The following is a 21,647-nucleotide window of genomic DNA, read 5'->3' on the forward strand; positions in this document are numbered from 1 at the left end:
GAGAGTGGCGCGGGTGGGGGCGGCTTGACGGAACCGATCGTCGATCATGAAACCGAAGGGTTTGAGATGGCGCGACCAAGGCGCGTGAACCGCGCCGGTCTGAAGCGCCTGGCACGGCGCGGCCTGGTCGTCGCCGTCGTGCTGGCGGCGATACCCATTGTGCTGACCTTCCTCTATCTGCCGTCCTTCGTGCATCCGATATCGACCTTGATGGTCAAAGACCTCGCGACCTTCTCCGGTTACGACCGGCGCTGGGTGTCGATCGACGATGTGTCCCCGGTGCTGGCCAATTCGGTGATCATGTCGGAGGACGGGCAATTCTGCTTCCATCGCGGCATCGATCTCGGCGAATTGCGCGGCGTCGTCGACGATGCGCTGGCCGGCGAGGCGACGCGCGGCGCCTCGACCATCACCATGCAGACGGTGAAGAACCTTTTCCTGTGGTCGCGGCCGCTGGGCTCGGTGCGCAAGGTGGTCGAACTGCCGCTGGCCGTCTATTTCGACGCGGTGATGTCGAAACGGCGGATCATGGAGATCTACCTCAACATCGCCGAATGGGGGCCGGGCATTTACGGCATCGAGGCGGCGGCGCAGCACCATTTCGGCGTTTCGGCCAAACAGCTGTCGCGGCGGCAGGCGGCATTGCTGGCCGTCTCGCTGCCCAATCCGATCGCCCGCAATCCGGCCAAGCCCGGTCCGGGTCTGCGGCGGCTGGCGTCGCTGATCGAACGCCGCGCCGGCCGTTCGGGCGCGTATGTCGGTTGTCTTGATTAGGTAGAACCGCTGCCAGTTCAAAAAAAATCGCCACGGTGCTGGCCAAAACGGCGCAGGGCGTGTATAGGCACCCGACTTTCTCAGATTATGGCCCTGACGCGGCCCTTTCACGAGGGCTATCGGGGCATTTTGACCATGTAGTGGAGCATATCCATGGCCGTTCCGAAACGAAAAACCTCTCCGTCCAAGCGCGGCATGCGCCGCTCGGCCGACGCTCTCAAGGCCCCGACCTATGTCGAGGACAAGAATTCCGGCGAAATGCGCCGCCCGCACCATATCGACCTGAAGACCGGCATGTATCGCGGTCGCCAGGTGCTGACGCCCAAGGAAAGCTGAGACCAGCTTTCGAAGGGTTTGAATGCCAAAAGAACCGGCCATTGGCCGGTTTTTTTTGCGTTTGGTGCGCCGCGCCGCCAACTATGCCAAAGACCGGGCGTCCGTGGCGATACAAGCTGCGGCGGCGGTGCTGTATTGAGTCCGCATGCCTTGTCGCGGCGCTTCCGCGCGATGATCGACCGGCTTCAGAGGGACCGCATGACCAAGCTCACCACAGCACCCCGCGATGTCTTCCAGACCTTCATGAACTTCCCGCTGGTCGAGGACCTCGATGCGCTGAAGGCGGATGTCGCCATCATCGGCATGCCTTACGGCAGTCCCTACACGATCGACGAGCTGGTCAACGACCAGACCAACGCGCCGACCGCGGTGCGGCGCGCCTCGCAGCGCATCAGCCTCGGGCTCGACCGCTATGATTTCGACATTGGCGGAACCCTGTTCGACGGGCAGGACGTCAAGGTGGTCGATGTCGGCGATGTTCCCGGCGATGCCGCCGGCGGCCACTACAGGTTGGCCGAAACGGCGATCCGCAAGATCCGCGTCGCCGGCGCCTTGCCGATCACCATTGGCGGCGATCACGGCATTCCAATCCCGATCCTGCGGGCGCTTGACGACGAAGGGCCGATCACCCTGGTTCAGATCGATGCCCATCTCGACTGGCGCGACAATGTCAACGGGGTCAGGGAAGGCTATTCCAGCCCCATCCGCCGCGCTTCGGAGATGGCGCATATAGCCGGGATTTTCCAGCTCGGCATCCGCGGCCAGGGCAGCGCCCGGCTCGAGGAGGTCGAGGCGGCCCGCGCCTACGGCTCCAACATCGTCACCGCCAATGAATGGCAGGATATCGGTACGGCGGCGCTGCTCAAGCGCATCCCGGACCGTGGCCGCTATTACCTGACCATCGATGCCGACGGTCTCGATCCCGCTGTCATGCCGGCGGTCGAAGGGCCGGCGCCTGGCGGCATCAGCTACCGGCAGACGATCGAACTGATCAAGGGCCTGTTCGCCAAGGGACGTGTCGTCGGCATCGACATCGTCGAGATCGCGCCGGCGCGCGACGTCAACGAGATCACCTCGATGACCGCCGGCCTTTTCATCCTCAACGCTATCGGCGCCGCCGTGCGGACAGGCCAGTTCAAGCGCTGAATCCCGGCGTGTCGGTGGTCAGCCGGGGCAACTGTGGCTGACAGGGTTGTTTCGCGCGGTCTTTTTCCGTGTTTGCGGGCGCTAGCGAAAAATCTTGACGGCGTGCCTGCGGGGCATTCTACAGAAGGTGCCCCCATTGTTTAGGCAATTCCTTGGGAAACCGCTTTCCTGGAATTGCTAGAGGAGACGCCTGATGTTCGGTGCCATCCCGCTGCTGATCGTGCCCTTCGTGGCCTACAATCTCGGACTCCTCGGAATATTCGGCAGCGGCGACGATCCGTGGGCGACCGAGATCTTCTCGTTCAGCATGATGTCGGGCGGAGTGTTTTCGATGACGCTCGGCGACTTGATGGTCGTGATCGGGCTGATCTTCCTGTTCCTCGAAATGGTGAAGTCGGTGCGCACCACGAACGCTTCGATCATGGACCATCTGTTGTCGACGCTGGTCTTCGTGGCGTTCCTGGTCGAGTTCCTGCTGGTGAAGGGCGCGGCGCACTCCGTCTTCTTCACGCTGATGGTGATCGCCCTGTTCGATGTGCTGGCCGGGTTTTCGGTGTCGATGCGGTCGGCGAGTAGAGACATAAATTTGAACTAGCCGCCTTCGTTGGATGGTCGCATCCGTTCGCGATTGGCGTGGCTGCTCTTTCTGGTCGTCATCCCAGGGTCTTCGCGACGGAGTTTCGCTCCTGCTTCGCCCTGGGATGACGAAGCTCCCCCTCAGCCCGGATCGGCGGTGAAGCCCGCCGCTTCGATGCCGGCGATGGCGGCGGCCTCGTCATTGTCCGACGTATCGCCCGAAATTCCGACGGCGCCGATGACGGCGCCTGCCTTGTCGCGGATCAACACGCCGCCGACGACCGGCAATACGCGTCCACCCGAAACGTCCGAAATGCCGGCGACGAGATGCGGCCGCTCCTTGGCGAAAGCCTCGACACGGCGCGAGCCCATGCCGATGGCCAGCGCCCCATAGGCCTTGCCGGCCGACATTTGCGGGCGCAGGAACGAGGCGCCGTCCTGACGCTGGAAGGCGACGAGATGCGCGCCGGCATCCAGCACGGAAACGCCGAGCGGCTTGAGCTTCAGCTCGGCGCCCTTGGCGAAGGCGGCGTCGATGATGTGCTTGGCTTTTTCGAGGGTCAGTGCGGTCATGGCTGTCTCCTGATCAAAACGCGTCAATCATCGCCTGACATGCGGGATGCGAAATCCCGGTTGCGGTTGAAATTGCTTCGCGTGGGAAAGCGGAAATGGCGGGCATTGCTGATCGTGGCACATGGCCGATACGATCCGCCGGCATCCAGATCGGGCGTCGATGAAGAAGGCCGCGCTATTTTTTCTTGGCTCGGGGCGCTTTCTTGACCGGAACGGCAGGGGCGTTGGCGAGGTCTTCCGCTTCCTTGGCAAGGCGCAATGCCCGGAGCTTGTTGGTCTTGGCCTGGCGGGCGTCGGCCTCGGCGACATACTCCGCCATCGCCTTTTGCCGCACCGTGGCTGCCTCTTCCTGCTTCTTGAAACGCATATCTGCCCTGGCGCGGGCAGTATCCTTAGAGTTCTCGACCAAGAGCGTTATCCAATCCCGTAAATTATGTTTTTCAGCCCCTTGATAGCAGAGCCGGCCTGATAATGGGGAAATAAGTTGGTCAAGCGGCCGGGGCCTCGATGCCGCTCGACGCCTTGCGGGCTACCACCGCCTCATATCCGGCCTGCAATGTAGCGCGGACGGAAGGCTGCGCGGGTGTGGCGACAGGCGTGCCCAGATGGTCGTGGCGCAACTCGTCCATGAACTGCTCCCACATTGGCGGCCCGCCTTTCTCCAGCAGCTCGGCGCGGATCGAAAGCTCCTCGCTCACCGGCAGCCAGACGCGGCCCCAAGCGCCGAGATGCGCCATGATCGGCACCAGCGTGATGGCCATCTCGGTCAGGCTGTAGATCGCCTTCTGCTTGTGCGAGGGGTCGTCGGCCTTGGTCAGCATGCCGAGTTCCATCAGCCGCTTCATCCGGTCGGCCAGGATATTGGAAGCGATGCCCTCGATCGAGCCGTTGAGCAGTTCGCGAAAGTGGCGTTTGCCGCCAAAAATCATGTCGCGCAGGATGATCAGGCTCCAGCGATCGCCGAACACTTCCAGCGACAGATTGATAGGGCATCCCGAGCGGTGTTCGGTTTTCATCCGACTCTCCTCAAAAAACCGGTTGCATTATCGTATCAGTTTTATTATCGTGCAACCGATTGCAAAATGCAACCAGTTTGATTGGCCTTTGATTGGCCGATAGGAGGAGAGTCCCATGACAAGGGCCGCAGCACCCGAAATCGTCTCCCAGACGTTTGGCGATCCCGGAGATCCAGCCATTCTGCTGATCATGGGCGCCATGGCCTCGATGCTCTGGTGGCCGGAGGCGCTCTGCAAAAAGCTCGCCGGCGAAGGCCACTTCGTGATCCGCTACGACAATCGTGACACCGGCCTGTCGACCAAATATACGCCGGGCGAGCCGCCGTATACGTTCGACGACATGGCGGACGATGCGGTGCGCGTCCTCGACAGTTGCGGCATCGGCAAGGCGCATGTGATCGGGATGTCGATGGGCGGCATGATCGCGCAACGACTGGTGTTGAAACATCCCTTGCGTGTCATCTCGCTGACCGTAATCAGCAGTTCGCCGGTGGGGATCGACACATCGCAGCTGCCGGGAACGACCGAAGCCTATATGGAGCACTCGGCCGATGGCGCCAGAGTCGACTGGTCGAACCGCGACCAGGTGGTCGGCTTCGTCGTCAAGGATGCGCGTGCGATCGCCAGCACCGCGCATCCCTTCGACGAGAAGGCGATGCGGGCGTTCGTCGAACGGGACTACGACCGATCCGGCGGCTTCCTGAGCGCGACTAACCATTTCATGCTGAAGAGCTGCGAGGATCTGAAAGGACGCCTGCGCGAGATCAAGGTTCCGCTGCTCGTCATTCACGGGACATCGGATCCGATCTTTCCGGTCGAGCATGGCGCAGCCCTTGCCGACGCTGTTGCCGGCGGGCGGCTTGTCCGCGTCGAAGGCGGTGGCCACGAACTGCATCCCGACGACTGGGGCACGATCGTTGCCGCCATCGTCACGCATACCAAACCCTGAAGGCAGTCTGGAACCTTGACACATTCGCCTCACGGAAATAGTTAAGTAATTGCTTCAGTGTCGGCGCAGGCTGGCACCGCTCCAGCATCGGCGAACCACAAACAGACGAGCAAAAAATGTCCCTGACCTTCCATTTCCATCCGCTGGCATCGTTCTGCTGGAAACCGCTGATTGCGTTCTACGAGAACGACACGCCCTTCACGCCGGTTATCGTCGACCTCGGCGACGAGCAGTCGCGGGCAGCATTCCTGAAGGTGTCGCCGACCGGCAAGATGCCGGCGCTGCGTGACGATGCACGCAATCGCACGGTGCTGGAATCGACCATCGTCATCGAATATCTGGCCGCGCATTATCCCGGGCCGGTCGAGCTCATCCCGGCCGAGGCCGACCTTGCTCTCCAGGTCCGCCAGGCCGACCGTTTCTACGATTTCTACGTGCAGGCTCCGATGCAGAAGATCGTCGGCGACAGGTTGCGCCCGCAGGACAAGACCGATCCGTTCGGGGTCGAGGAAGCGCGCGCGCAACTGCGCAACGCCTATGCGATCATCGAGGAGGAGATGCGTTCGAAAATCTGGGCGGCCGGCCCCACCTTCACCATGGCCGACTGCGCGGCCTCGCCGGCGCTGTTCTACGCCAACAAGGTCGAGCCGTTCGGCGACAGCTATCCGGCCGTGAAACACTACCACGACCGCCTGCTCAAGCGGCCGTCCTTCGCCCGGGTGGTCGAGGAGGCGCAGCCCTACTTCAAGTTCTTTCCCTACAATAACGGCTGATCGCGATGCTGCACGATCCCGCCCAGCTCGACCTGATGTTCCAGGCGCTCGCAGACCCGGCCAGGCGCAGCATGGTCGAACGGCTGTCGCGTGGGCCGGCCTCGGTCAGCCAGTTGGCCGAACCGCTGGCGATGTCGCTGTCGGCCGTCGTCCAGCATCTCAACGTGCTCGAAGCAAGCGGGCTGGTGCGCTCGGAAAAGCTCGGCCGCGTGCGCACCTGCCAGATCGCGCCGCAGGCGCTGCGCAGCGCAGAACACTGGATCAACGAACGGCGGCTGACATGGGAGCGTCGGCTCGACCGGCTCGGCGATTTTCTCGCCGGGACCGAATGACCTGAAGCAGAGGAGAAATGACCATGCCCGGCAAAAGCAGAGCGGAGTTGATCCGCGGCTATTTTTCCGCCTACCAGGCGAATAACAAGGCTGCCGTCGCGGCGGTGCTCGCCGACGATTTCACCTTCACCAGCCCCTATGACGACGCCATCGACCGTGCGACCTATTTCGAGCGCTGCTGGCCGGACAGCCCGGCCTTCAGCTCGATCGTCATCGAGCGGATATGCGAGGACGAGGACGCCGCCTTTGTCCTCTATCGCTGCGAGACGGCGGACGGAAAGACCTTCCGCAACACCGAACTGCATCTGTTCCATGACGACAGGTTGCGCGCCGTCGAAGTCTATTTCGGCGCGTCCTATCGCGACGGCGTCTTCGTCGCGCAGAAACCATCAAGCTGACCAAGAGGACCCGACCATGGCCGAACGATCCGTCGTCCACTCCACCTTCGTCCTCGAGCGCCTCTATCCAGTTGCACCGGCGAAAGTCTATTTCGCGCTCAGCGATCCGGCCGCCAAGCGGCGCTGGTTCGCCGACCCCGACAACCCGATGACCCACAGGCACGAAATGGATTTTCGCGTCGGCGGCCAGGAGGTCAATGCCGGCGGGCCGAAGGACGGGCCGATCCACACCTATACCGCCACCTATCAGGACATCGTGCCCAACCAGCGCATCGTCTACAGCTACGACATGCTGTTCGGTGATGTCAGAATCTCGGTCTCGCTGGCGACAATTGAGCTTCGCCCGGAAGGCACGGGCACGCGTCTGGTGCTCACCGAGCAGGGCGCGTTTCTCGATGGGCACGACACACCGTCATCGCGCGAGCATGGTACCGGATTCCTGCTCGATGCGCTGGGCAAGGCGCTGGCAACGGACACTTGAAAGCCAGGGAGGCGAGCTGGAATCGCGGCCTATGCTTCCCAGAACTGATCAAGCCAAATATTGAGCTTGAGGAAGCCGCCACTGCTGACTGTATAGACCCGCCTCGTGCCCTCGGCCTTGGCCTGAACCAGACCGGCGTCCAGCAACACTTTCAAATGCTGGGACACGGCCGGGCGGGAGACTGGCAGGCCCGAAGCCAGTTCGTTGACGGTTTTCGGGCCACGCCGGAGCTCTTCCAGAAGATAGCGCCGGTTGGGGTCGGCAATCGCCATGAAGGCGTCAGAAAAGATCATGCCTATACTTGTGGGGCAAAGCTTTTCAAATCTCAACCGTCGGCTTCCGCTTTTCTGAGCCGCAGTGCTTCAGGGGTGACCGAGCGATCGGCCGGCTGGGTCTTGAAGGCGTCGCGGTCTTCGATAGGCACCGGCGCGCGGCGGCTGATGCGCAGCAGCGTGTAGGCGGCGAGGCTGAGATGCGCCAGCGCGGTGGCCAGGAACAGGCCTTCGGGGCGGAGCCAGCCCATCAGGGCGGCAGCCAGCAAGGGCCCGATCATGGTTCCGAAGCCATACAGAAGCAGCAGGCCGCCCGAGACCTTGACGAAATCCTCCGATCGGGCGTGGTCGTTGGCATGCGCCACGGCGATCGAATAGAGCGTGTAGGCAAAGGCGCCGTAGGCGGCGGCGAAGACAATGACGAGGACGGCGGAACGCGGTTCGAACAGGAAGATCAGGATGGCGAACAGTGCGGCGCCGAAAGCCGCGCCCGCCAGCACGAAACGGCGGTCGGTCTTGTCGGAGAGGCGTCCGGCCGGAAGCTGCATGGCCGCGCCGGCAATAACGACAAGGCTCATCATCAGTGCGATCTGGGCGGTGGAGATGCCGATACGGGCGCCGTAGACGGCGCCAAGCGTGCCCCAGGCGCCATTGGCGATGCCGACCAACAGGCAGGCGATCGCCGACACCGGCGAGTTGGCGTAGAGACCTTTGACATCGAGCTTGACGTCCTGCAAAGGCTTGGGAGACGAAGCCGACGACACCGCGGTCGGGATCAGCGACAGGCAGAACAATATGCCGGTGATCATGAACAGCGACGCCGATCTGACGTCGCCGCCCGCAACGATCATCTGGCCGCCCATGATCGAGGCATAGGTGACCATCATGTAGAGGCCGAAGACGGTGCCGCGGTTCTCGTTGGTGGCCTTCTCGTTCAGCCAGCTTTCGATGACCATGAAGGCTCCGGCCATGGTGAAGCCAGTGAAGGCGCGCAGCAGGATCCAGACATATTCGTCGATGATCAGGCCGGTAAGCAACGCCACGATGGCGCCCGAAGCGGCAAAGGCGCCGAACGCCCGGACGTGGCCGGCGCGGCGCACCAGGCGCGGTGCGAAGAAGCAGCCGGTGACGAAGCCACCGGCCCAGGCCGTGCCCATCAGACCGAGCGATGCGGTCGAAAACCCTTCGATCTGGCCGCGCAACGGCAACAACAGGCCGTGCAATCCCGAAGCCGCAAGCAGGAAAGCGGTGCCGCGAAGCAGCGAGAGGATCGGCCTGTAGCTTGCAAACATTGTTTGATCCGTCTGGAGATTCGGTGGCGGGGTCTGAAGACAGGCGCATTCGGGCTTTTCGGCGGCGGATGCTCAACGCCGAAACTAACGCGAAAACTAGCCGCGGCGAAACAGGGCTTCGGCCGCCGATTTGGTGCTGCCCTTGGTCTGGAGCTCGGCTTCGAGCCGGGCAATCTCCTCGCGCAGGATGCTGATCCGTTCGGTAAGGTCACCGACCGAAAGCAGCGACAGATCCTGTCCGATCTCATGCGGGCGGGCTTTCTTTTTGGGTTCGTCGTCGGAGATCGCCATCGTCGCTCCTCCCTATTCAGTATTGGGCTGATTTGGCCATTTGCCTGATCCGGCAATCAGCATACATAGGGCAGGGGCGCAGATGCAAACAGCCGGCAAGAAGCTGGCAGCCGGCGACAGACCGGCGGACCGAGACGGGAAATTTCATGGCGAGCGGACATAAAATTCCAGCCACGATGACGGCCATCGCAATCTCGCAACCGGGCGGGCCGCGGGTGCTGAAACCGGAAACGCGCGACGTGCCGGTGCCTGGTCCCGGCGAAATCCTGATCCGGGTGCGTGCGGCCGGCGTCAACCGCCCCGACGTGCAGCAGCGCAAGGGCGCCTATCCGGCGCCGCCCGGCGCCTCCGACCTGCCCGGTCTCGAGGCATCGGGCGAAGTGGCCGCCCTTGGCGACGAGATATCGCGCTGGCGCATCGGCGACCGGGTCTGCGCGCTGACGCCGGGGGGCGGTTATGCCGAATATGTAAAGGTTCATGCCGGCAGCGTGCTGCCGCTGCCCGCCGGCTTCACCCACACGGAGGCGGCCGCGGTTCCGGAAAACTATTTCACCGTCTGGCACAATGTGTTCGAGCGCGGCGGCCTGAAAAAGGGTGAGACGCTGCTGGTCCATGGCGGCTCATCGGGCATCGGCACCACGGCGATCCAGCTGGCGTCGGCCTTCGGCGCCTATGTCGTCACCACCGCCGGCAGCAAGGAAAAATGCGACGCCTGCCTGAAACTCGGCGCCGACCGGGCGATCAACTACCGCGAGGAGGATTTCGTCGCGGCGGTCAAGGATGCGACCGGCGGCAAGGGGGCCGACGTCATTCTCGACATGGTCGGCGGCGACTATATCGCGCGCAACTACGAGGCCGCCGCGGTCGAGGGCAGGATCGTCCAGATCGCCGTCCAGGCCGGCGCGGTGGCGAGCGCCGATTTCTCGAAAATCATGGTCAAGCGGCTGACCCACACCGGCTCGACGCTGCGGCCTCGCACGGTCGAGTTCAAGGCGGCGCTCGCCGCCGCACTGGAAGCACAGGTGTGGCCGCTGCTCGGCACCCGGAAGGTAGCGCCGGTGATGGACATGATCTTCCCGCTGACCGACGCCTGGCGGGCGCATGAGCGCATGGAAGAGGGCGAGCATATAGGCAAGATCGTTCTCGACGTCGGCTAGATGGGGCGAGATTCAGGTGAGGCCGGCCTGCGAATGGCGGCTCCCTGCGCTTCCGGGCCTTCGCCGGCCGAAGCCCTCATGAGGGGTTGCGGCAGTTAAGGCTACGGCCGGCGTAGGCCGGTGCTTCGTACTGAAGTACGCTCCGCTCCGGTTCTCGGGAGCCGCCATTCTCTGCTCGGCCTGACCTGAACCTCGCGCCATGCTCCGCGCTCAGCCTGTCGGCAAGATGAACAGAAGCTTAATGCTGCAATGCAGCATTTGCATTGCGGCTATGCAAAGACGTCTGTTCAATTCGTGGGCAGCACTGCCTATCTAAGCGTCATCGAAACGATTTGATCCAACAACTGGAGGACAACCATGAACCCGATCCGCGCTTTCCGTAACTGGCGTATGTACAACGAAACCGTGCGCGAGCTGAACAAGCTCAATGCCCGTCAGCTCAGCGATCTCGGCATCAGCCGCGGCGACATTGAGAGGATTGCCCGCAAGGCCATCTAATTCGAAGCCTGGTCGACCGATGAGGCCTGACCACGCGGCAGAAGCAAGAGCCGCCGCAGACGGTATCCCGTCGCCGGTTCCGAGCCCGCTGGACCCTGTCCGGCGGGTTTTGTCGTTTTGGACCCCCTGTACAACTCGGCATCAATGATCGCCGGAGCCGAGGTCCTCCTGGCCTCCCCCGCTGTCCGGTGTCCGACGGCTGCGCCCTGCGCCAAAAACATTGCGAAACGGCAGCGGAGCGGTTATACAGGCCGCGAATTTCCCATTTTGGTGGCTCTAAACCACCGCCCGCGCGGGAACGCGGGCGAACGAGAAGGATTTTTGAAATGGCCAATACGCTGCTGATGCCCAAGGCGACCGCCGTCTGGCTGGTCGACAACACCGCGCTTTCCTTCGAGCAGATCGCGCAGTTCTGCGGGTTGCATCCGCTCGAGGTCAAGGCGATCGCCGACGGCGAATCGGCGCAGGGCATCAAGGGCATGGATCCGATCATGACCGGACAGCTGACCCGCGACGAGATCGCGCGCGCCGAGAAGGATCCGAACCAGCGCCTGAAACTGTCCGACCCCAAGGTGCGGGTGCCGGAATCCAAGCGCAAGGGTCCCCGCTACACACCGCTGTCGAAGCGCCAGGACCGGCCCAACGCCATCCTGTGGCTGGTCCGCAACCATCCGGAATTGAAGGATGCGCAGATTTCGCGCCTGGTCGGCACGACCAAGTCGACGATCGAACAGATCCGCGAGCGCAAGCACTGGAATTCGGCCAATCTGCAGCCGATGGACCCGGTGACGCTGGGTCTCGCTTCGCAGATCGACCTCGACATGGAAGTCAACCGCGCCTCGCGCGGCCGCGAGCAGGCGCAACCTGTCGGCGACACGCTGCTGCCGGCTGCCGTGACCGAGCGCCTGGTGCCGGCGCCGGAGAAGCCGAAGGACGAGGATGCCGAACTCGACGCCAACGCCGTGTTCGCCAAGCTCTCGGCGCTCAAGTCCAAGAAGGAAGATGCGGACGACGAGTGAGGTTTGCGACAGTTCAACAAAAAAGCCCGCTTCGAGCGGGCTTTTTCATTGATTGTCGAAGTCTCAGCTGCGCGCCGCCCGGTCCGGCGTCATGCCATAATCCTCGCTGCGCTCGACCGCGCGGTAGAAATCGGCGAGCTGCTTGCCGCGCTCCGGCTTGAAGATGCGGCCGGCGATGACCACCGAGGCGATGCGGTCGATGCGGAAGGCGCGGAAATCGTCGCGCATCTCGCACCAGGCAACCAGCGTCCATACCTTGCCCCAGAACCACAGACCGAGCGGACGGATGTCACGCCCGGTGCCGCGGCCGGCCTCGTCGCGGTAGTCGATGGTCAGCACCTGTCGCTTCTCGACAGCGCGCTCGATCACGTCGATCGCCTCACGCGCGGCGTCGCTCACCACCCACATCGGGGTGTGGATCTCGGTGCGGGCGATGCGGTCCTTCTCGGCGTCGGGCAGGACGGCGCCGATCTTGACCAGCGCCTCGTCGGCCGCACGCGCCATGGCAGCGCCGCCAAAGGCCCGCACCATGCGGGCGCCAGCGACCAGCGCGACGATTTCGTCACGCGTGAACATCAGCGGCGGAAGGTCGAAACCCTCCCTCATCATGTAGCCGACGCCGGCCTCGCCGTCGATCGGCACTCCGGTCGACTGCAAATCGGCGATATCGCGGTAGATGGTCCGCTCGGAAACCTCGAGCCATGTGCCGAGCTTCTGGGCGGTGACCAGCCGGCCGCCACGCAGGTGCTGCACGATCTGAAAGAGCCTGTCGGCACGTCGCATCGTATGGTCCCTCGGCTGCTTGTCTATGAATGTCATGGTCCCAAAACCGGTTCCGGGTGACATCCATGTCCTGTTTTATGCTTGTCGTTCTCCCAAAAACCGCTGCGCACTTTTGGGCGACACGCATTATGGTTTAAGTCCTTCGCGCTTGCGCTGCACGGCGACGAATTCCGCGCCGAAGGACAACTTCTTCGTTGTCGGCGTGTTCACGTCGAGCACACGCCAGTACGGCGTGATATCGTTCAGCGTCATGCCGCGTTCGAGATCCTCATTGGCGGCTTCGGCGACGGTGCGCAGATGATAGCCGATGGTGACCGGACATGTCACTTGCGCCCCATGCTCGATGGCGAGGGCGGTGCGCAAGGCGCGTACATCCATCTCGAGGCCGTTGGGGATCGTGCGGATGAAATCATCGACCTGACGGGCCGTCGGCACCAGCATCGGCTGGCCCTCGACGACGTCGCCCATTGTGCGTGGCGTCGGCTTCACGCCGTTGACGCCCGGCGTGTTCAGCCTGTCGTTCCAGCTTTTCACCATCCATGTCTCCTGACACGTTTATGGCATGGTGCTCCTGACAGCATTCTGTCAGGAGCCTTCAGCATTGTCCGTAGCAGGCGCCAAAAGTCTTTGCGCCAGCCCAAGGCGTCGCCGCCCGGGGGTCCATGTCAATGATCCGGGCGTTGCGGGGTCCGCATCCAAGCATTGTCATGTAAAACGCCTCAGATCTCGCGAATGCGGCTGTGACCCTCATACATATCCGGCCAGCCAATGTCCTTGCGGATGTCAGCCGGCAAGGAGTTCAGGAAGCGCTGGGTACGGACTTCATTACGCATCGTGCGGATCTTGCCGACATAGTGCTGTACGCTGTTCAAAATACCAAAGCTGTTCATGACCATCTCCTCTTCTCTGATGGAGACACTATCGCATACCCCTCCTGACAGCAGTCTGTCAGGAGCATGTCAGCTCGTTGAAGAAAGCTGCGAGGTGCTTGGCGGTCGGTTCGGAAACGAGCCTTTTGTCAGGAATGGCCAAGTCGAACGAGACCATGCAAGAACCGCTTTGACAGCCTGTCGCGATGCTGCTCAAAGGCGGGCATGTCGAAACTCCTCGCGCTCGTCATCATCGGCATGATGGCCATTCAGCTGATCAAGCCGCTCGGCTGGCCGGGCCTGAAGCGGCGCGGCGATTTCTGGAAGCTGGCCCTGATCGCCATGGCGGCCATCGCGCTGGCGGGTGCGCTGGGGCACTGGGCATAGCCTTGAGGGTCAGGTCGGGTCCACCGTTCCCATGGCAATCATCCGGATGGCGTTGAGGCTGGGCACGAAGAAGTAATCGCCACCGCGCGTCGTCATGAATTCCGGCAGGTTCGCCGCAATAAAAGGCGTGGCGTTGGCCGGGCCGGCCGGAATGACATGCTTGCTCGATTCGGCGCGGTTGCCGGTCAGCGTGCAGGTGTCCTTGCCGGTTTCGGAATCCAGGCCGTAGCTCATCCATTGCTGCTGGATGATATTCTGGCTCAGATCCATTGGAAGCAGGCTGCAATCAACAGTATTTGGAAATACTCGCGTCAGTTCTCTGAAGCCCACCAGTCCGAGCTTGTGCTCCCTCAGGTCAATCGGCGAGCACCCATCCGACCAGATGTTCGGCCCAGGCGCGGTAACCGGCTTCCGAGGCATGAAAGCCATCGGAGGCAAAGCCGGCCTCAGGGTTGGTGATCGGCAGCCGTGGCGCCGGCACGGCGCCGCGCTCGAAACAGAGGCGCTCGCCCATGCGGTTCATTGCGGTAGCGCGGATTTCGAGTATCTTGCCGAGCAGCGGCGGCATGGCCGGCGCACGGGTGAATTCCAGCACCGGCGACCAGACGACGCGGGCCTCCGGCCATTTGGCGCGCAGCGCGTAAAGCAGGCCGCCGAACTCTTTCTTGAAGCGCGGCACCGAGTGGAAATTCTTGGTGTCGTTGGTGCCGATGGCCAGCACTATATGCGTCCACCGATCGGCCGACAGATTGGGCAGCACATGGTCGCGGATCTGGCCCGACGTTGCCGAGTTGAATCCGGCGGCGCGCCAGCGCACGGCAAGGCCGGTTCGTTTTGCGACCAGCATTGCAAGCTGCGCGGCAAGCCCGTTCTCGGAATTGCCGATGCCGACGGAAGCGGCCGAGGAATCGCCCAGCACCAGCAGCGAGATGGCCGGCGCCTTGCCCGATATTTCGTGCATGACCGGCCCTTGTGCCGGCAGCATGCGGGTGGTGCGGCGGCGCACGCCGAGGCCCTGCCAGACATAAACGGGGTAGGCGAGCCAGGTAAGAAGGGCCGGGAAGCGCATGGCGATACCGTTTAGAGATCAGCGGCAGCCTTAGCGCAAGTTTCGCCTGAGGTGAACGAGCTTCTAGTCGCAGCAGTTCGGCTTGTCCGCCTGCTTGTCCTGATATTCGTCATGCAACCGCACCCAGTCCATCAGGCTATGATAAGGGCCATTTTCGCCGCGGCCCTTCGGTGTCATGTCGAGATAGTCGTAAGTGCCGATCTGGGCCTCGCCGCCGCGGGCGCGCGACATAAAGGTAAGGAATATGTCGCCGTTCTCTTCCTTGTAGAAAACACTGGTGCCGGGAAGGTCCTTTGACGTGCGCGGACGCGTCTCGAAATTGTAGGTGGTGTCGCCGCCCGCGATCTGCTTGTCGGTGAAGGAGACCTGCATGTCGAAGTTGAAATCCGAGGCGTAGGACGACACCCAGTCGAATTTCCAGCCCATACGCTGCTTGTAAGGCAGCAGTTCCGCCAGCGGCGCGCGCGCAACCACCACCAGCGACACGTCGTGGTGCCTGAGATGCTGATCGGCGCCGTCTATATGGTCGGCAAGGAAGGAGCAGCCTTCGCAGCGATGGTTCGATCCTGGCGTCATCATGAAGTGGTAGACGATCAGTTGGCTGTTGGCGCCGAACAGTCCGGCCAGGTTCTTCGGACCCTGCTCGGTCTCGAAGACATAGTCCTTGCGGATTTTCATCCAGGGCAGTTCACGCCGCTCGGCGGCGATGCGCTCACGCAACCGTGTCAATTCCTTCTCGCGCGCCAGATGCGCCTTGTGCGCCTCAAACCAGTCTTCACGCGAAACCACCTTGTTGCGAGTCATGAAGTTCTCCCTGTCTGTTCACCCAAGGACGTTTGGGGTGGGCAGAAACCGACATCGCTGTCAGCTTTTGCCGAAAGGTAGATAAGGATGAACGAACTCCGTCCAAGCCGGGCTTTGCATAAACAAAACCCGGGCGCATCGGCCCGGGTTGTATGACAACGGGAGGACTGCGCTCAGGCGGCCTGTTCGAGGCTCGCCGTCCATTGTCCCAGCGCCGCCAGATGGTTCATGTGGGCACGATGGGTGAAGGCGGCCTGGCCGGCGGCGACGTTCGATGCCTTGCCGCTCCAGGCCTTTTGCGGGGCGGCCTGCAAGGCGCGGCCATAGGAGAAGGTCAGCTTCCACGGATGCGGCCCGATGGCGTTGATGGCGTTGAGGTTGGCGGTCGCCTCCTCGTCCGACTGCCCGCCCGAAAGGAAGGCGATGCCCGGCACCGCTGCCGGTACGGTTTCGCGGAACAGTTTTATGGTCTTTTCCGCGACCTCTTCGGGGCTGCTCACCTTGCCTGATTTCCTGCCGGCCAGCACCATGTTCGGCTTCAGGATGGTGCCTTCCAGCACAACGCGCGCCGCATGCAGCTCGTCATAGAGCTTGATCAGCGTTGCCTTCGAGATGTCGTAGCAGGTGGCAATGTCGTGCGCGCCGTCCATCAGCACTTCCGGTTCGACGATCGGCACGATGCCGGCCTCCTGGCACAGTGCGGCATAGCGGGCCAGCGCATGGGCATTGGAGGCAATCGAATTGGCCGAGGGCACGCCCTTGCCGGTGTCGATGTCGATCACCGCGCGCCATTTGGCAAAGCGGGCGCCGAGCTTGTAATAATCCGCGAGCCGCTCGCGCAAGCCGTCGAGGCCTTCGGTAACGGTATCGCCGGGAAAGCCGGCGAGTGGCTTGGCGCCGGCATCGACCTTGATGCCGGGAATGGCGCCCGCCGCCTTGATGATGTCGACCAGAGGCGTGCCGTCGGCAGCCTTCTGACGGATGGTCTCGTCGTAGAGAATGACGCCGGAGATGTACTTCGTCATTGCGTCCTTGGCGCGGAACATCATCTCGCGGTAGTCGCGGCGGCTATCGGCGGTCGATTCGACGCCGATAACTTCGAAGCGCTTCTTGATGGTGCCGGAGCTCTCATCGGCGGCCAGCAGGCCCTTGCCGCCGGCCACCATCGCGGCGGCAATGTCTTCGAGACGTTCGCTCATTTTTGCTTCTCCTTGACGGTGTTGTTCCGCGCTTAAGGGAAGTCTACCGCCAAAGGAATGGCATCGGAAAGCTCGAATCGATTGAAAGTTTCCAGCGCCTCGTTTGACGCCCTCGTCCCGATCAGGCCTGCTTCTTCAGGACGTCGACGCCGGGCAGCGGCTTGCCTTCCATCCATTCCAGGAAAGCGCCACCGGCGGTCGAGACATAGGTGAAGTCGTCGGCGACGCCGGCATGGTTGAGGGCGGCCACCGTGTCGCCGCCACCGGCGACCGAGACCAGCTTGCCGGCCCTGGTGCGGGCCGCCGCGTGCCTGGCCGCCGCCACCGTGGCGTGGTCGAAAGGCTCGATCTCGAAGGCGCCGAGCGGGCCGTTCCAGACCAGCGTCGCGGCGCGGTCGATCCATTCACCGATCGTCTTCACGGTCTTTTCGCCGACATCGAGGATCATGCCGTCAGCCGGGACATCCGAAATGGCAACGGTCTCGCTGGCGGCACCCGCCTTGAATTCCTTGGCGACGACACCGTCGACAGGCAGGATGATGGCGCAGCCGGCTTCGGCGGCCTCGATCATGATCTGCTTGGCGGTCGCGGCAAGGTCATGCTCGCACAGCGACTTGCCGACAGCGGTGCCACGCGCGGCGAGAAAAGTGTTGGCCATGCCGCCGCCGATCACCAGCGCGTCGACCTTCTTCACCAGGTTCATCAACAAGTCGATCTTGGTCGACACCTTGGCGCCGCCGACAATGGCGACGACAGGGCGGACCGGATTGCCGAGCCCCTTCTCCAGCGCCTCGAGCTCGGCCTGCATGGTGCGGCCGGCATAGGACGGCAACAGCCGCGCCAGGCCTTCGGTCGAGGAGTGCGCCCGGTGGGCGGCGGAAAAGGCGTCGTTGACGAAGATATCGCCATTGGCGGCGAGCCGCTCTGTAAAGGCCGGGTCGTTCTTCTCCTCGGTCTTGTGGAAGCGGGTGTTTTCCAGCAGCAGCACATCGCCCTTGTTCATGGCGGCGACCGCACTGCCCGCCGTGTCGCCGACGCAGTCGCCGGCAAAGCCGACGGGGCGGCCAAGCACCTCCGCGGCAGCCTTGGCGATCGGCTCCAGCGAGAATTCGGGCGAGGGACCATTCTTCGGGCGGCCGAAATGCGCGAGCAGGATGACCTTGGCGCCCTTGCCGGACAGCTCGGCGATGGTCGGCGCGATGCGTTCGATGCGGGTGGCGTCGGTGACCTTGCCGTCGGCGACGGGCACGTTGAGGTCGACGCGCACCAGCACGCGCTTGCCGCTGATATTGCCGATATCGTCGAGTGTCTTGAAGGCGGCCATGCGGGTTCCTTTCCGTGGAAAATCGCCGGGACCATACCTCGCATCGATGACGATGCAAGGCTTGAGCCGGGGTGCGAGCTAAATTTTGAGATCAAGGCGAAGGCTGTCGTGATGATGCGGGACGTCAGCGTGAACCGATCGCTTGTCAGCCTTCGGTCGTTATCTTTTCCGCCGTCGGCTCAAGGGCCTTCTCATTGGCTGTCGCCTCTGCATTCTGCGTCTCGGTCGGCTTGCGCCAGTTGCGGATGAAGGCGGAGACACGATCGCCGATCTCGCCGGCGCTCAGGAACACCGGAACCCGCGCCACCGGCGCGGTCGGCTCGAAGGAGAGGCCGAGACCGGTGATCTTGCCCTTGTCGTCGACGTCGCGGACGATCAATTCGATCGGGCCGATCAGCACCCGGTCGGCATATTCGGCATGGCCGCCAAGCCTTGCCGTCACCAGCGCGCCGACGGTGAGCTTCTGCTCGGCTTCGCTCAATCCCGGTGTGTATGCGGCCTCGAGCTCTGCGGCCGAGCGGGCGGGATCGACGGCGAAGGCGCCGAAGAAGTCGGCATCCTCGGGGTCGACTACGGCGCGGCTGGCAAACAGCTTGTCAAGCAGGCGCGGATAGCGGTCGGGCACGAAGATGTAAACCTGGTCGCCGGCCGCGAGCCGGCCCATGTCCTGGAAACGCATCGAGCGGCCGTCGCGCAGCACCAACGAGGGCCGTGCCCAGCGCGGGATACGCTCGCCGCGCGCCACCGGGCTGCCGGGCGCCACGCGGTAGGCGAGCAGTTCGTGGTGGGCGGAGCCCGGCAGTTCGAGTTCGACCTTGTCGAGCGGCCCGAGCCTCGCCGGCACGATCAGGCCGAGCCGGCGCGCCAGCGGACCGACCGACCAGCCCTGCACCACCAGCGATACCAGCACGATGATGAAGGCGACGTTGAAGATGGTGCGGCCGTTCTCCAGTCCGCCGAGCAGCGGGGTGATGGCAAGCAGGATGGACACGGCGCCGCGCAGGCCGACCCAGGAGACGAAGGCGATCTCGGGACGCGGCAGGCGGAACGGGATAAGGCAGAGCCAGACGGCGACCGGGCGCGCTACAAACATCAGGAACAGGCCGAGCAGCACCGCCGGCACCATGATCGCCGGAAACTGCGAGGGTGTCGCGAACAGGCCGAGGATCAGGAACATGATGATCTGTGCCAGCCACGACATGCCGTCCTGGAAGCGCTTCAGGATGGTGACGGCGCGGATGTCGGAGTTGCCGGCAATCAGCCCGGCGAGATAGACCGCCAGGAAGCCCGAGCCGCCAATGGCGCCGGCCGCGGCGAACACCATCAGCGACAGGGTTAGCACGAAGATCGGCAGCAAGCCATGGTCGAGGTTGAGCCGGTCGACGAGGCGCACGATGCCGAGCCCGCCAAGCACACCGACGACGGCGCCGAGCCCCATATTGAGCAGGAAGCCGAGGATCAGGTCGGTGACCAGCACATGGGTCTCGGGATTGGCGTGGGCGGCGATGATCTCGACCAGCGTGATGGTCAGGAAGATGGCGATGGGGTCGTTGGTGCCGGATTCGACTTCGAGCGTGGCGCGCACGCGCTCGCGCAGATTGATTTCGCCGGCGCGCAGCAGGAAGAACACCGCAGCCGCGTCGGTCGAGGCGACGGCAGCTCCCAGAAGGAAGGATTCCAGCCAGCTGAGGTCGAGCAGATAATAGGCGGCGGCGCCGAACAGGCCAGTGGTCAGGATTACGCCGAAGGTCGCCAGCGACAGCGCCGGTCCGGCCGCTTGGCGCAGCGCGTTGAGCGGCGTGCCGAAACCGGAATCGAACAGGATGACCGCCAGCGCCAGTGAGCCGGCAAAATATGCCACGCGCGCATTGTCGAATTCGATGCCGAGACCATCGACGCCGCTGGCGAGGCCGATGCAGAGGAAGAGCAGCAGCAAAGGGGCGCCGAAGCGAAAGGCGATCAGGCTCGAGAACGCTGCGGCGACGACTAGCGCTGTGCCGACCAGCGTGACGAGATAGATCGCATGCTCCATCCGTGATTTGCCCCTCGAATTCCTCTTTCTACCGATTCACGGGAGAGTGGGGCGAAGGCATGGCCGGTGCAAGGCGCAAGGATGGCTTTTTGCCTTATGCCGCTGATTTTCCGGCGTTTGGCGGCTCGGCGCGCCTTGCCCGGCGCGCTGACTGACGAAAAACGCCCGGGCAAAGCCGGGCGTTCGAAGCTGCGAGACGGTGCCTTCAGATCAGGCGATGGTCTTGCCGAAGGCGACCGAGGTGTCGGCCATGCGGTTGGAGAAGCCCCACTCATTGTCGTACCAGGACAGCACCGAAACGAAGTTGCCGTCCATGACCTTGGTCTGGTCGAGCGCCAGGATCGACGAGCGCGGATCGTGGTTGAAGTCGATCGACACATTCGGATGATGGGTGACGCCGAGAATGCCCTTCAGCTTGCCGTTGGAGGCAGCGATCACCGCTTCGTTTATCTCCTGCACGGTGGTGGCGCGCTTGGCGATGAACTTGAAGTCGACGACCGAGACGTTGGGGGTCGGCACGCGGATCGAGATGCCGTCGAGCTTGCCCTTGAGGTCGGGCAGCACCAGGCCGATCGCCTTGGCCGCACCGGTCGAGGTCGGGATCTGCGACAGGGCAGCCGCGCGGCCGCGGTAGAGATCCTTGTGCATGGTGTCCAGCGTCGGCTGGTCGCCGGTGTAGGAGTGGATCGTCGTCATCATGCCCTTTTCGATGCCGACGGTCTCGTGCAGCACGGCGGCCAGCGGCGCCAGGCAGTTGGTGGTGCAGGACGCATTCGAGATGACGATGTGGTCCTTGGTCAGCTTGTCGTGGTTGATGCCGTAGACGACGGTGAGGTCAGCACCTTCGGCAGGCGCGGAGACGACGACGCGCTTGGCGCCGGCGGTCAAGTGCGCGGCAGCCTTGTCGCGGGCGGTGAAGATGCCGGTGCATTCGAGCGCGATGTCGATGCCGAGCTCCTTCCACGGCAGCTGCGCCGGGTCCTTGATCGCGGTGACCTTGAAGGTCTCCTTGCCGACGGTGATCTGGTCGCCCGAGACCGACACTTCGTGCGGGAAGCGGCCGTGCACGCTGTCATAGCGCAGCAGATGCGCGTTGGTCTCGACCGGGCCGAGGTCGTTGACGGCGACGACGTCGATGTCCTTGCGGCCGGATTCATGGATGGCGCGCAGGATGTTGCGGCCGATGCGGCCAAATCCGTTGATGGCAACTCTGACGGTCATTTTACTCTCCCTGGGAGCTGGAGGCGGCAGATGGGTCCGCAGCTTCATAGCGGCGGATGGCACAAGAATCCAGCCG

The 21,647-nt window shown here is 63.3% G+C and carries 29 protein-coding genes; 13 read left to right on the top strand and 16 right to left on the bottom strand.

The features are described 5' to 3' along the window. The first annotated feature begins 66 nt into the window (after positions 1–66). The 4 genes from ACYG9R_RS13895 (at position 67) to ACYG9R_RS13910 (ending at position 2,851) form a co-directional block, all read left to right on the top strand. Positions 67–774, top strand: coding sequence for a biosynthetic peptidoglycan transglycosylase (locus ACYG9R_RS13895; RefSeq protein WP_050587122.1), 708 nt, complete (start codon positions 67–69; stop codon positions 772–774). Positions 775–927: 153 nt separating this feature from the next. Further along, entirely contained in the window at positions 928–1,110 is a 183-nt protein-coding gene (gene rpmF / locus ACYG9R_RS13900; RefSeq protein WP_008834724.1) for a 50S ribosomal protein L32, read from the top strand. Positions 1,111–1,308: 198 nt separating this feature from the next. Further along, on the top strand, positions 1,309–2,256 hold the full coding sequence (locus tag ACYG9R_RS13905; RefSeq protein WP_023693659.1) for an agmatinase: 948 nt from the start codon (positions 1,309–1,311) through the stop codon (positions 2,254–2,256). Between the two features lie 193 nt (positions 2,257–2,449). Next, positions 2,450–2,851 (top strand): hypothetical protein, encoded by a 402-nt coding sequence (locus ACYG9R_RS13910; protein ID WP_023670154.1) that lies wholly within the window; start codon positions 2,450–2,452, stop codon positions 2,849–2,851. Between the two features lie 122 nt (positions 2,852–2,973). Here the strand turns inward: ACYG9R_RS13910 and ACYG9R_RS13915 are convergent, their stop codons facing one another. From ACYG9R_RS13915 to ACYG9R_RS13925, 3 genes are all read right to left on the bottom strand, one after another. After that, a complete protein-coding gene (locus tag ACYG9R_RS13915) occupies positions 2,974–3,405 on the bottom strand; it encodes a GlcG/HbpS family heme-binding protein (protein WP_023690074.1) in 432 nt (143 codons plus the stop codon). Positions 3,406–3,580: 175 nt separating this feature from the next. Continuing rightward, on the bottom strand, positions 3,581–3,814 hold the full coding sequence (locus ACYG9R_RS13920; protein WP_023684002.1) for a hypothetical protein: 234 nt from the start codon (positions 3,812–3,814) through the stop codon (positions 3,581–3,583). Between the two features lie 79 nt (positions 3,815–3,893). Further along, positions 3,894–4,421 (bottom strand): winged helix-turn-helix transcriptional regulator, encoded by a 528-nt coding sequence (locus tag ACYG9R_RS13925; RefSeq protein ID WP_023684001.1) that lies wholly within the window; start codon positions 4,419–4,421, stop codon positions 3,894–3,896. A 115-nt stretch (positions 4,422–4,536) separates the two neighbouring features. Between ACYG9R_RS13925 and ACYG9R_RS13930 the strand changes: the two genes are divergently transcribed. From ACYG9R_RS13930 to ACYG9R_RS13950, 5 genes are all read left to right on the top strand, one after another. Next, the gene (locus ACYG9R_RS13930; protein ID WP_023727309.1) at positions 4,537–5,370 is read left to right on the top strand and encodes an alpha/beta fold hydrolase; all 834 of its coding nucleotides are present in this window, start codon (positions 4,537–4,539) and stop codon (positions 5,368–5,370) included. Positions 5,371–5,486: 116 nt separating this feature from the next. Next, positions 5,487–6,143 (top strand): glutathione S-transferase family protein, encoded by a 657-nt coding sequence (locus ACYG9R_RS13935; protein ID WP_023683999.1) that lies wholly within the window; start codon positions 5,487–5,489, stop codon positions 6,141–6,143. Positions 6,144–6,148: 5 nt separating this feature from the next. Then, positions 6,149–6,475: an ArsR/SmtB family transcription factor gene (locus ACYG9R_RS13940; RefSeq protein WP_023699361.1), complete on the top strand. Its 327-nt coding sequence runs from the start codon at positions 6,149–6,151 to the stop codon at positions 6,473–6,475. A 23-nt stretch (positions 6,476–6,498) separates the two neighbouring features. Further along, positions 6,499–6,873 carry a nuclear transport factor 2 family protein gene (locus ACYG9R_RS13945; RefSeq protein ID WP_032887163.1) on the top strand — a complete coding sequence of 125 codons (375 nt, stop codon included), beginning with the start codon at positions 6,499–6,501 and terminating at the stop codon, positions 6,871–6,873. A 16-nt stretch (positions 6,874–6,889) separates the two neighbouring features. Next, entirely contained in the window at positions 6,890–7,354 is a 465-nt protein-coding gene (locus ACYG9R_RS13950) for an SRPBCC family protein (RefSeq protein ID WP_023715031.1), read from the top strand. A 29-nt stretch (positions 7,355–7,383) separates the two neighbouring features. On the opposite strand, the gene ACYG9R_RS13955 is transcribed toward ACYG9R_RS13950, so the two are convergent. The 3 genes from ACYG9R_RS13955 to ACYG9R_RS13965 form a co-directional block, all read right to left on the bottom strand. Continuing rightward, complete coding sequence (locus ACYG9R_RS13955; RefSeq protein ID WP_023670147.1) at positions 7,384–7,647, bottom strand: ArsR/SmtB family transcription factor; 264 nt, start codon at positions 7,645–7,647, stop codon at positions 7,384–7,386. Between the two features lie 32 nt (positions 7,648–7,679). Next, positions 7,680–8,918, bottom strand: a complete 1,239-nt coding sequence (locus tag ACYG9R_RS13960) for an MFS transporter (protein WP_023670146.1) — start codon at positions 8,916–8,918, stop codon at positions 7,680–7,682. A gap of 96 nt (positions 8,919–9,014) precedes the next feature. Beyond that, the gene (locus ACYG9R_RS13965; RefSeq protein WP_023825008.1) at positions 9,015–9,209 is read right to left on the bottom strand and encodes a DUF1192 domain-containing protein; all 195 of its coding nucleotides are present in this window, start codon (positions 9,207–9,209) and stop codon (positions 9,015–9,017) included. A gap of 146 nt (positions 9,210–9,355) precedes the next feature. On the opposite strand from ACYG9R_RS13965, the gene ACYG9R_RS13970 reads away from it, so the two are divergent. The 3 genes from ACYG9R_RS13970 (at position 9,356) to ACYG9R_RS13980 (ending at position 11,883) form a co-directional block, all read left to right on the top strand. Continuing rightward, entirely contained in the window at positions 9,356–10,366 is a 1,011-nt protein-coding gene (locus tag ACYG9R_RS13970) for an NAD(P)H-quinone oxidoreductase (RefSeq protein WP_032887144.1), read from the top strand. A 357-nt stretch (positions 10,367–10,723) separates the two neighbouring features. Beyond that, a complete protein-coding gene (locus tag ACYG9R_RS13975) occupies positions 10,724–10,864 on the top strand; it encodes a DUF1127 domain-containing protein (RefSeq protein WP_023670143.1) in 141 nt (46 codons plus the stop codon). Between the two features lie 326 nt (positions 10,865–11,190). Continuing rightward, positions 11,191–11,883, top strand: coding sequence for a DUF1013 domain-containing protein (locus tag ACYG9R_RS13980; RefSeq protein ID WP_023670142.1), 693 nt, complete (start codon positions 11,191–11,193; stop codon positions 11,881–11,883). Between the two features lie 63 nt (positions 11,884–11,946). Here ACYG9R_RS13980 and ACYG9R_RS13985 read toward each other — a convergent pair whose 3' ends face one another. From ACYG9R_RS13985 to ACYG9R_RS13995, 3 genes are all read right to left on the bottom strand, one after another. Then, a complete protein-coding gene (locus ACYG9R_RS13985) occupies positions 11,947–12,666 on the bottom strand; it encodes a helix-turn-helix transcriptional regulator (protein WP_023683994.1) in 720 nt (239 codons plus the stop codon). Positions 12,667–12,792: 126 nt separating this feature from the next. Next, complete coding sequence (locus tag ACYG9R_RS13990) at positions 12,793–13,203, bottom strand: hypothetical protein (protein ID WP_031199867.1); 411 nt, start codon at positions 13,201–13,203, stop codon at positions 12,793–12,795. A gap of 182 nt (positions 13,204–13,385) precedes the next feature. After that, entirely contained in the window at positions 13,386–13,556 is a 171-nt protein-coding gene (locus ACYG9R_RS13995) for a hypothetical protein (RefSeq protein ID WP_023670139.1), read from the bottom strand. A 204-nt stretch (positions 13,557–13,760) separates the two neighbouring features. Between ACYG9R_RS13995 and ACYG9R_RS14000 the strand changes: the two genes are divergently transcribed. Then, on the top strand, positions 13,761–13,922 hold the full coding sequence (locus ACYG9R_RS14000) for a hypothetical protein (protein ID WP_023683991.1): 162 nt from the start codon (positions 13,761–13,763) through the stop codon (positions 13,920–13,922). A 9-nt stretch (positions 13,923–13,931) separates the two neighbouring features. On the opposite strand, the gene ACYG9R_RS14005 is transcribed toward ACYG9R_RS14000, so the two are convergent. The 7 genes from ACYG9R_RS14005 to gap all read right to left on the bottom strand — a co-directional run bounded on the left by ACYG9R_RS14005 (position 13,932) and on the right by gap (position 21,571). Then, positions 13,932–14,252 carry a hypothetical protein gene (locus ACYG9R_RS14005; RefSeq protein ID WP_155923328.1) on the bottom strand — a complete coding sequence of 107 codons (321 nt, stop codon included), beginning with the start codon at positions 14,250–14,252 and terminating at the stop codon, positions 13,932–13,934. Positions 14,253–14,277: 25 nt separating this feature from the next. Beyond that, the gene (locus tag ACYG9R_RS14010) at positions 14,278–14,991 is read right to left on the bottom strand and encodes an SGNH/GDSL hydrolase family protein (protein ID WP_023706280.1); all 714 of its coding nucleotides are present in this window, start codon (positions 14,989–14,991) and stop codon (positions 14,278–14,280) included. 63 nt (positions 14,992–15,054) lie between these two features. Further along, positions 15,055–15,795, bottom strand: coding sequence for a DUF899 domain-containing protein (locus tag ACYG9R_RS14015; RefSeq protein WP_023825005.1), 741 nt, complete (start codon positions 15,793–15,795; stop codon positions 15,055–15,057). A 173-nt stretch (positions 15,796–15,968) separates the two neighbouring features. Next, a complete protein-coding gene (locus tag ACYG9R_RS14020) occupies positions 15,969–16,994 on the bottom strand; it encodes a class I fructose-bisphosphate aldolase (RefSeq protein ID WP_023825004.1) in 1,026 nt (341 codons plus the stop codon). A gap of 121 nt (positions 16,995–17,115) precedes the next feature. Next, positions 17,116–18,318 (bottom strand): phosphoglycerate kinase, encoded by a 1,203-nt coding sequence (locus ACYG9R_RS14025; RefSeq protein WP_023727301.1) that lies wholly within the window; start codon positions 18,316–18,318, stop codon positions 17,116–17,118. Positions 18,319–18,463: 145 nt separating this feature from the next. Beyond that, positions 18,464–20,350: a potassium/proton antiporter gene (locus ACYG9R_RS14030; RefSeq protein WP_023825003.1), complete on the bottom strand. Its 1,887-nt coding sequence runs from the start codon at positions 20,348–20,350 to the stop codon at positions 18,464–18,466. Positions 20,351–20,560: 210 nt separating this feature from the next. Then, a complete protein-coding gene (gene gap, locus ACYG9R_RS14035) occupies positions 20,561–21,571 on the bottom strand; it encodes a type I glyceraldehyde-3-phosphate dehydrogenase (RefSeq protein WP_023683984.1) in 1,011 nt (336 codons plus the stop codon). Positions 21,572–21,647 lie beyond the last annotated feature (76 nt).

It is taken from the genome of Mesorhizobium sp. RSR565B (genome assembly GCF_054719465.1).

Coding starts and splice junctions, on each gene's coding strand:
- ACYG9R_RS13980 (WP_023670142.1), top strand. CDS start 11,191: ATGGCCAATACGCTGCTGATGCCCAAGGCGACCGCCGTCTGGCTGGTC.
- ACYG9R_RS13935 (WP_023683999.1), top strand. CDS start 5,487: ATGTCCCTGACCTTCCATTTCCATCCGCTGGCATCGTTCTGCTGGAAA.
- ACYG9R_RS13950 (WP_023715031.1), top strand. CDS start 6,890: ATGGCCGAACGATCCGTCGTCCACTCCACCTTCGTCCTCGAGCGCCTC.
- ACYG9R_RS13895 (WP_050587122.1), top strand. CDS start 67: ATGGCGCGACCAAGGCGCGTGAACCGCGCCGGTCTGAAGCGCCTGGCA.
- ACYG9R_RS13970 (WP_032887144.1), top strand. CDS start 9,356: ATGGCGAGCGGACATAAAATTCCAGCCACGATGACGGCCATCGCAATC.
- ACYG9R_RS13955 (WP_023670147.1), bottom strand. CDS start 7,647: ATGATCTTTTCTGACGCCTTCATGGCGATTGCCGACCCCAACCGGCGC.
- ACYG9R_RS13985 (WP_023683994.1), bottom strand. CDS start 12,666: ATGCGACGTGCCGACAGGCTCTTTCAGATCGTGCAGCACCTGCGTGGC.
- ACYG9R_RS13915 (WP_023690074.1), bottom strand. CDS start 3,405: ATGACCGCACTGACCCTCGAAAAAGCCAAGCACATCATCGACGCCGCC.
- ACYG9R_RS13975 (WP_023670143.1), top strand. CDS start 10,724: ATGAACCCGATCCGCGCTTTCCGTAACTGGCGTATGTACAACGAAACC.
- ACYG9R_RS14030 (WP_023825003.1), bottom strand. CDS start 20,350: ATGGAGCATGCGATCTATCTCGTCACGCTGGTCGGCACAGCGCTAGTC.
- ACYG9R_RS13995 (WP_023670139.1), bottom strand. CDS start 13,556: ATGAACAGCTTTGGTATTTTGAACAGCGTACAGCACTATGTCGGCAAG.
- ACYG9R_RS13960 (WP_023670146.1), bottom strand. CDS start 8,918: ATGTTTGCAAGCTACAGGCCGATCCTCTCGCTGCTTCGCGGCACCGCT.
- ACYG9R_RS13905 (WP_023693659.1), top strand. CDS start 1,309: ATGACCAAGCTCACCACAGCACCCCGCGATGTCTTCCAGACCTTCATG.
- ACYG9R_RS13925 (WP_023684001.1), bottom strand. CDS start 4,421: ATGAAAACCGAACACCGCTCGGGATGCCCTATCAATCTGTCGCTGGAA.
- ACYG9R_RS14020 (WP_023825004.1), bottom strand. CDS start 16,994: ATGAGCGAACGTCTCGAAGACATTGCCGCCGCGATGGTGGCCGGCGGC.
- ACYG9R_RS13930 (WP_023727309.1), top strand. CDS start 4,537: ATGACAAGGGCCGCAGCACCCGAAATCGTCTCCCAGACGTTTGGCGAT.
- ACYG9R_RS14000 (WP_023683991.1), top strand. CDS start 13,761: ATGTCGAAACTCCTCGCGCTCGTCATCATCGGCATGATGGCCATTCAG.
- ACYG9R_RS14025 (WP_023727301.1), bottom strand. CDS start 18,318: ATGGCCGCCTTCAAGACACTCGACGATATCGGCAATATCAGCGGCAAG.
- ACYG9R_RS14015 (WP_023825005.1), bottom strand. CDS start 15,795: ATGACTCGCAACAAGGTGGTTTCGCGTGAAGACTGGTTTGAGGCGCAC.
- ACYG9R_RS13945 (WP_032887163.1), top strand. CDS start 6,499: ATGCCCGGCAAAAGCAGAGCGGAGTTGATCCGCGGCTATTTTTCCGCC.
- ACYG9R_RS13965 (WP_023825008.1), bottom strand. CDS start 9,209: ATGGCGATCTCCGACGACGAACCCAAAAAGAAAGCCCGCCCGCATGAG.
- ACYG9R_RS13910 (WP_023670154.1), top strand. CDS start 2,450: ATGTTCGGTGCCATCCCGCTGCTGATCGTGCCCTTCGTGGCCTACAAT.
- ACYG9R_RS14010 (WP_023706280.1), bottom strand. CDS start 14,991: ATGCGCTTCCCGGCCCTTCTTACCTGGCTCGCCTACCCCGTTTATGTC.
- gap (WP_023683984.1), bottom strand. CDS start 21,571: ATGACCGTCAGAGTTGCCATCAACGGATTTGGCCGCATCGGCCGCAAC.
- rpmF (WP_008834724.1), top strand. CDS start 928: ATGGCCGTTCCGAAACGAAAAACCTCTCCGTCCAAGCGCGGCATGCGC.
- ACYG9R_RS13940 (WP_023699361.1), top strand. CDS start 6,149: ATGCTGCACGATCCCGCCCAGCTCGACCTGATGTTCCAGGCGCTCGCA.
- ACYG9R_RS13990 (WP_031199867.1), bottom strand. CDS start 13,203: ATGGTGAAAAGCTGGAACGACAGGCTGAACACGCCGGGCGTCAACGGC.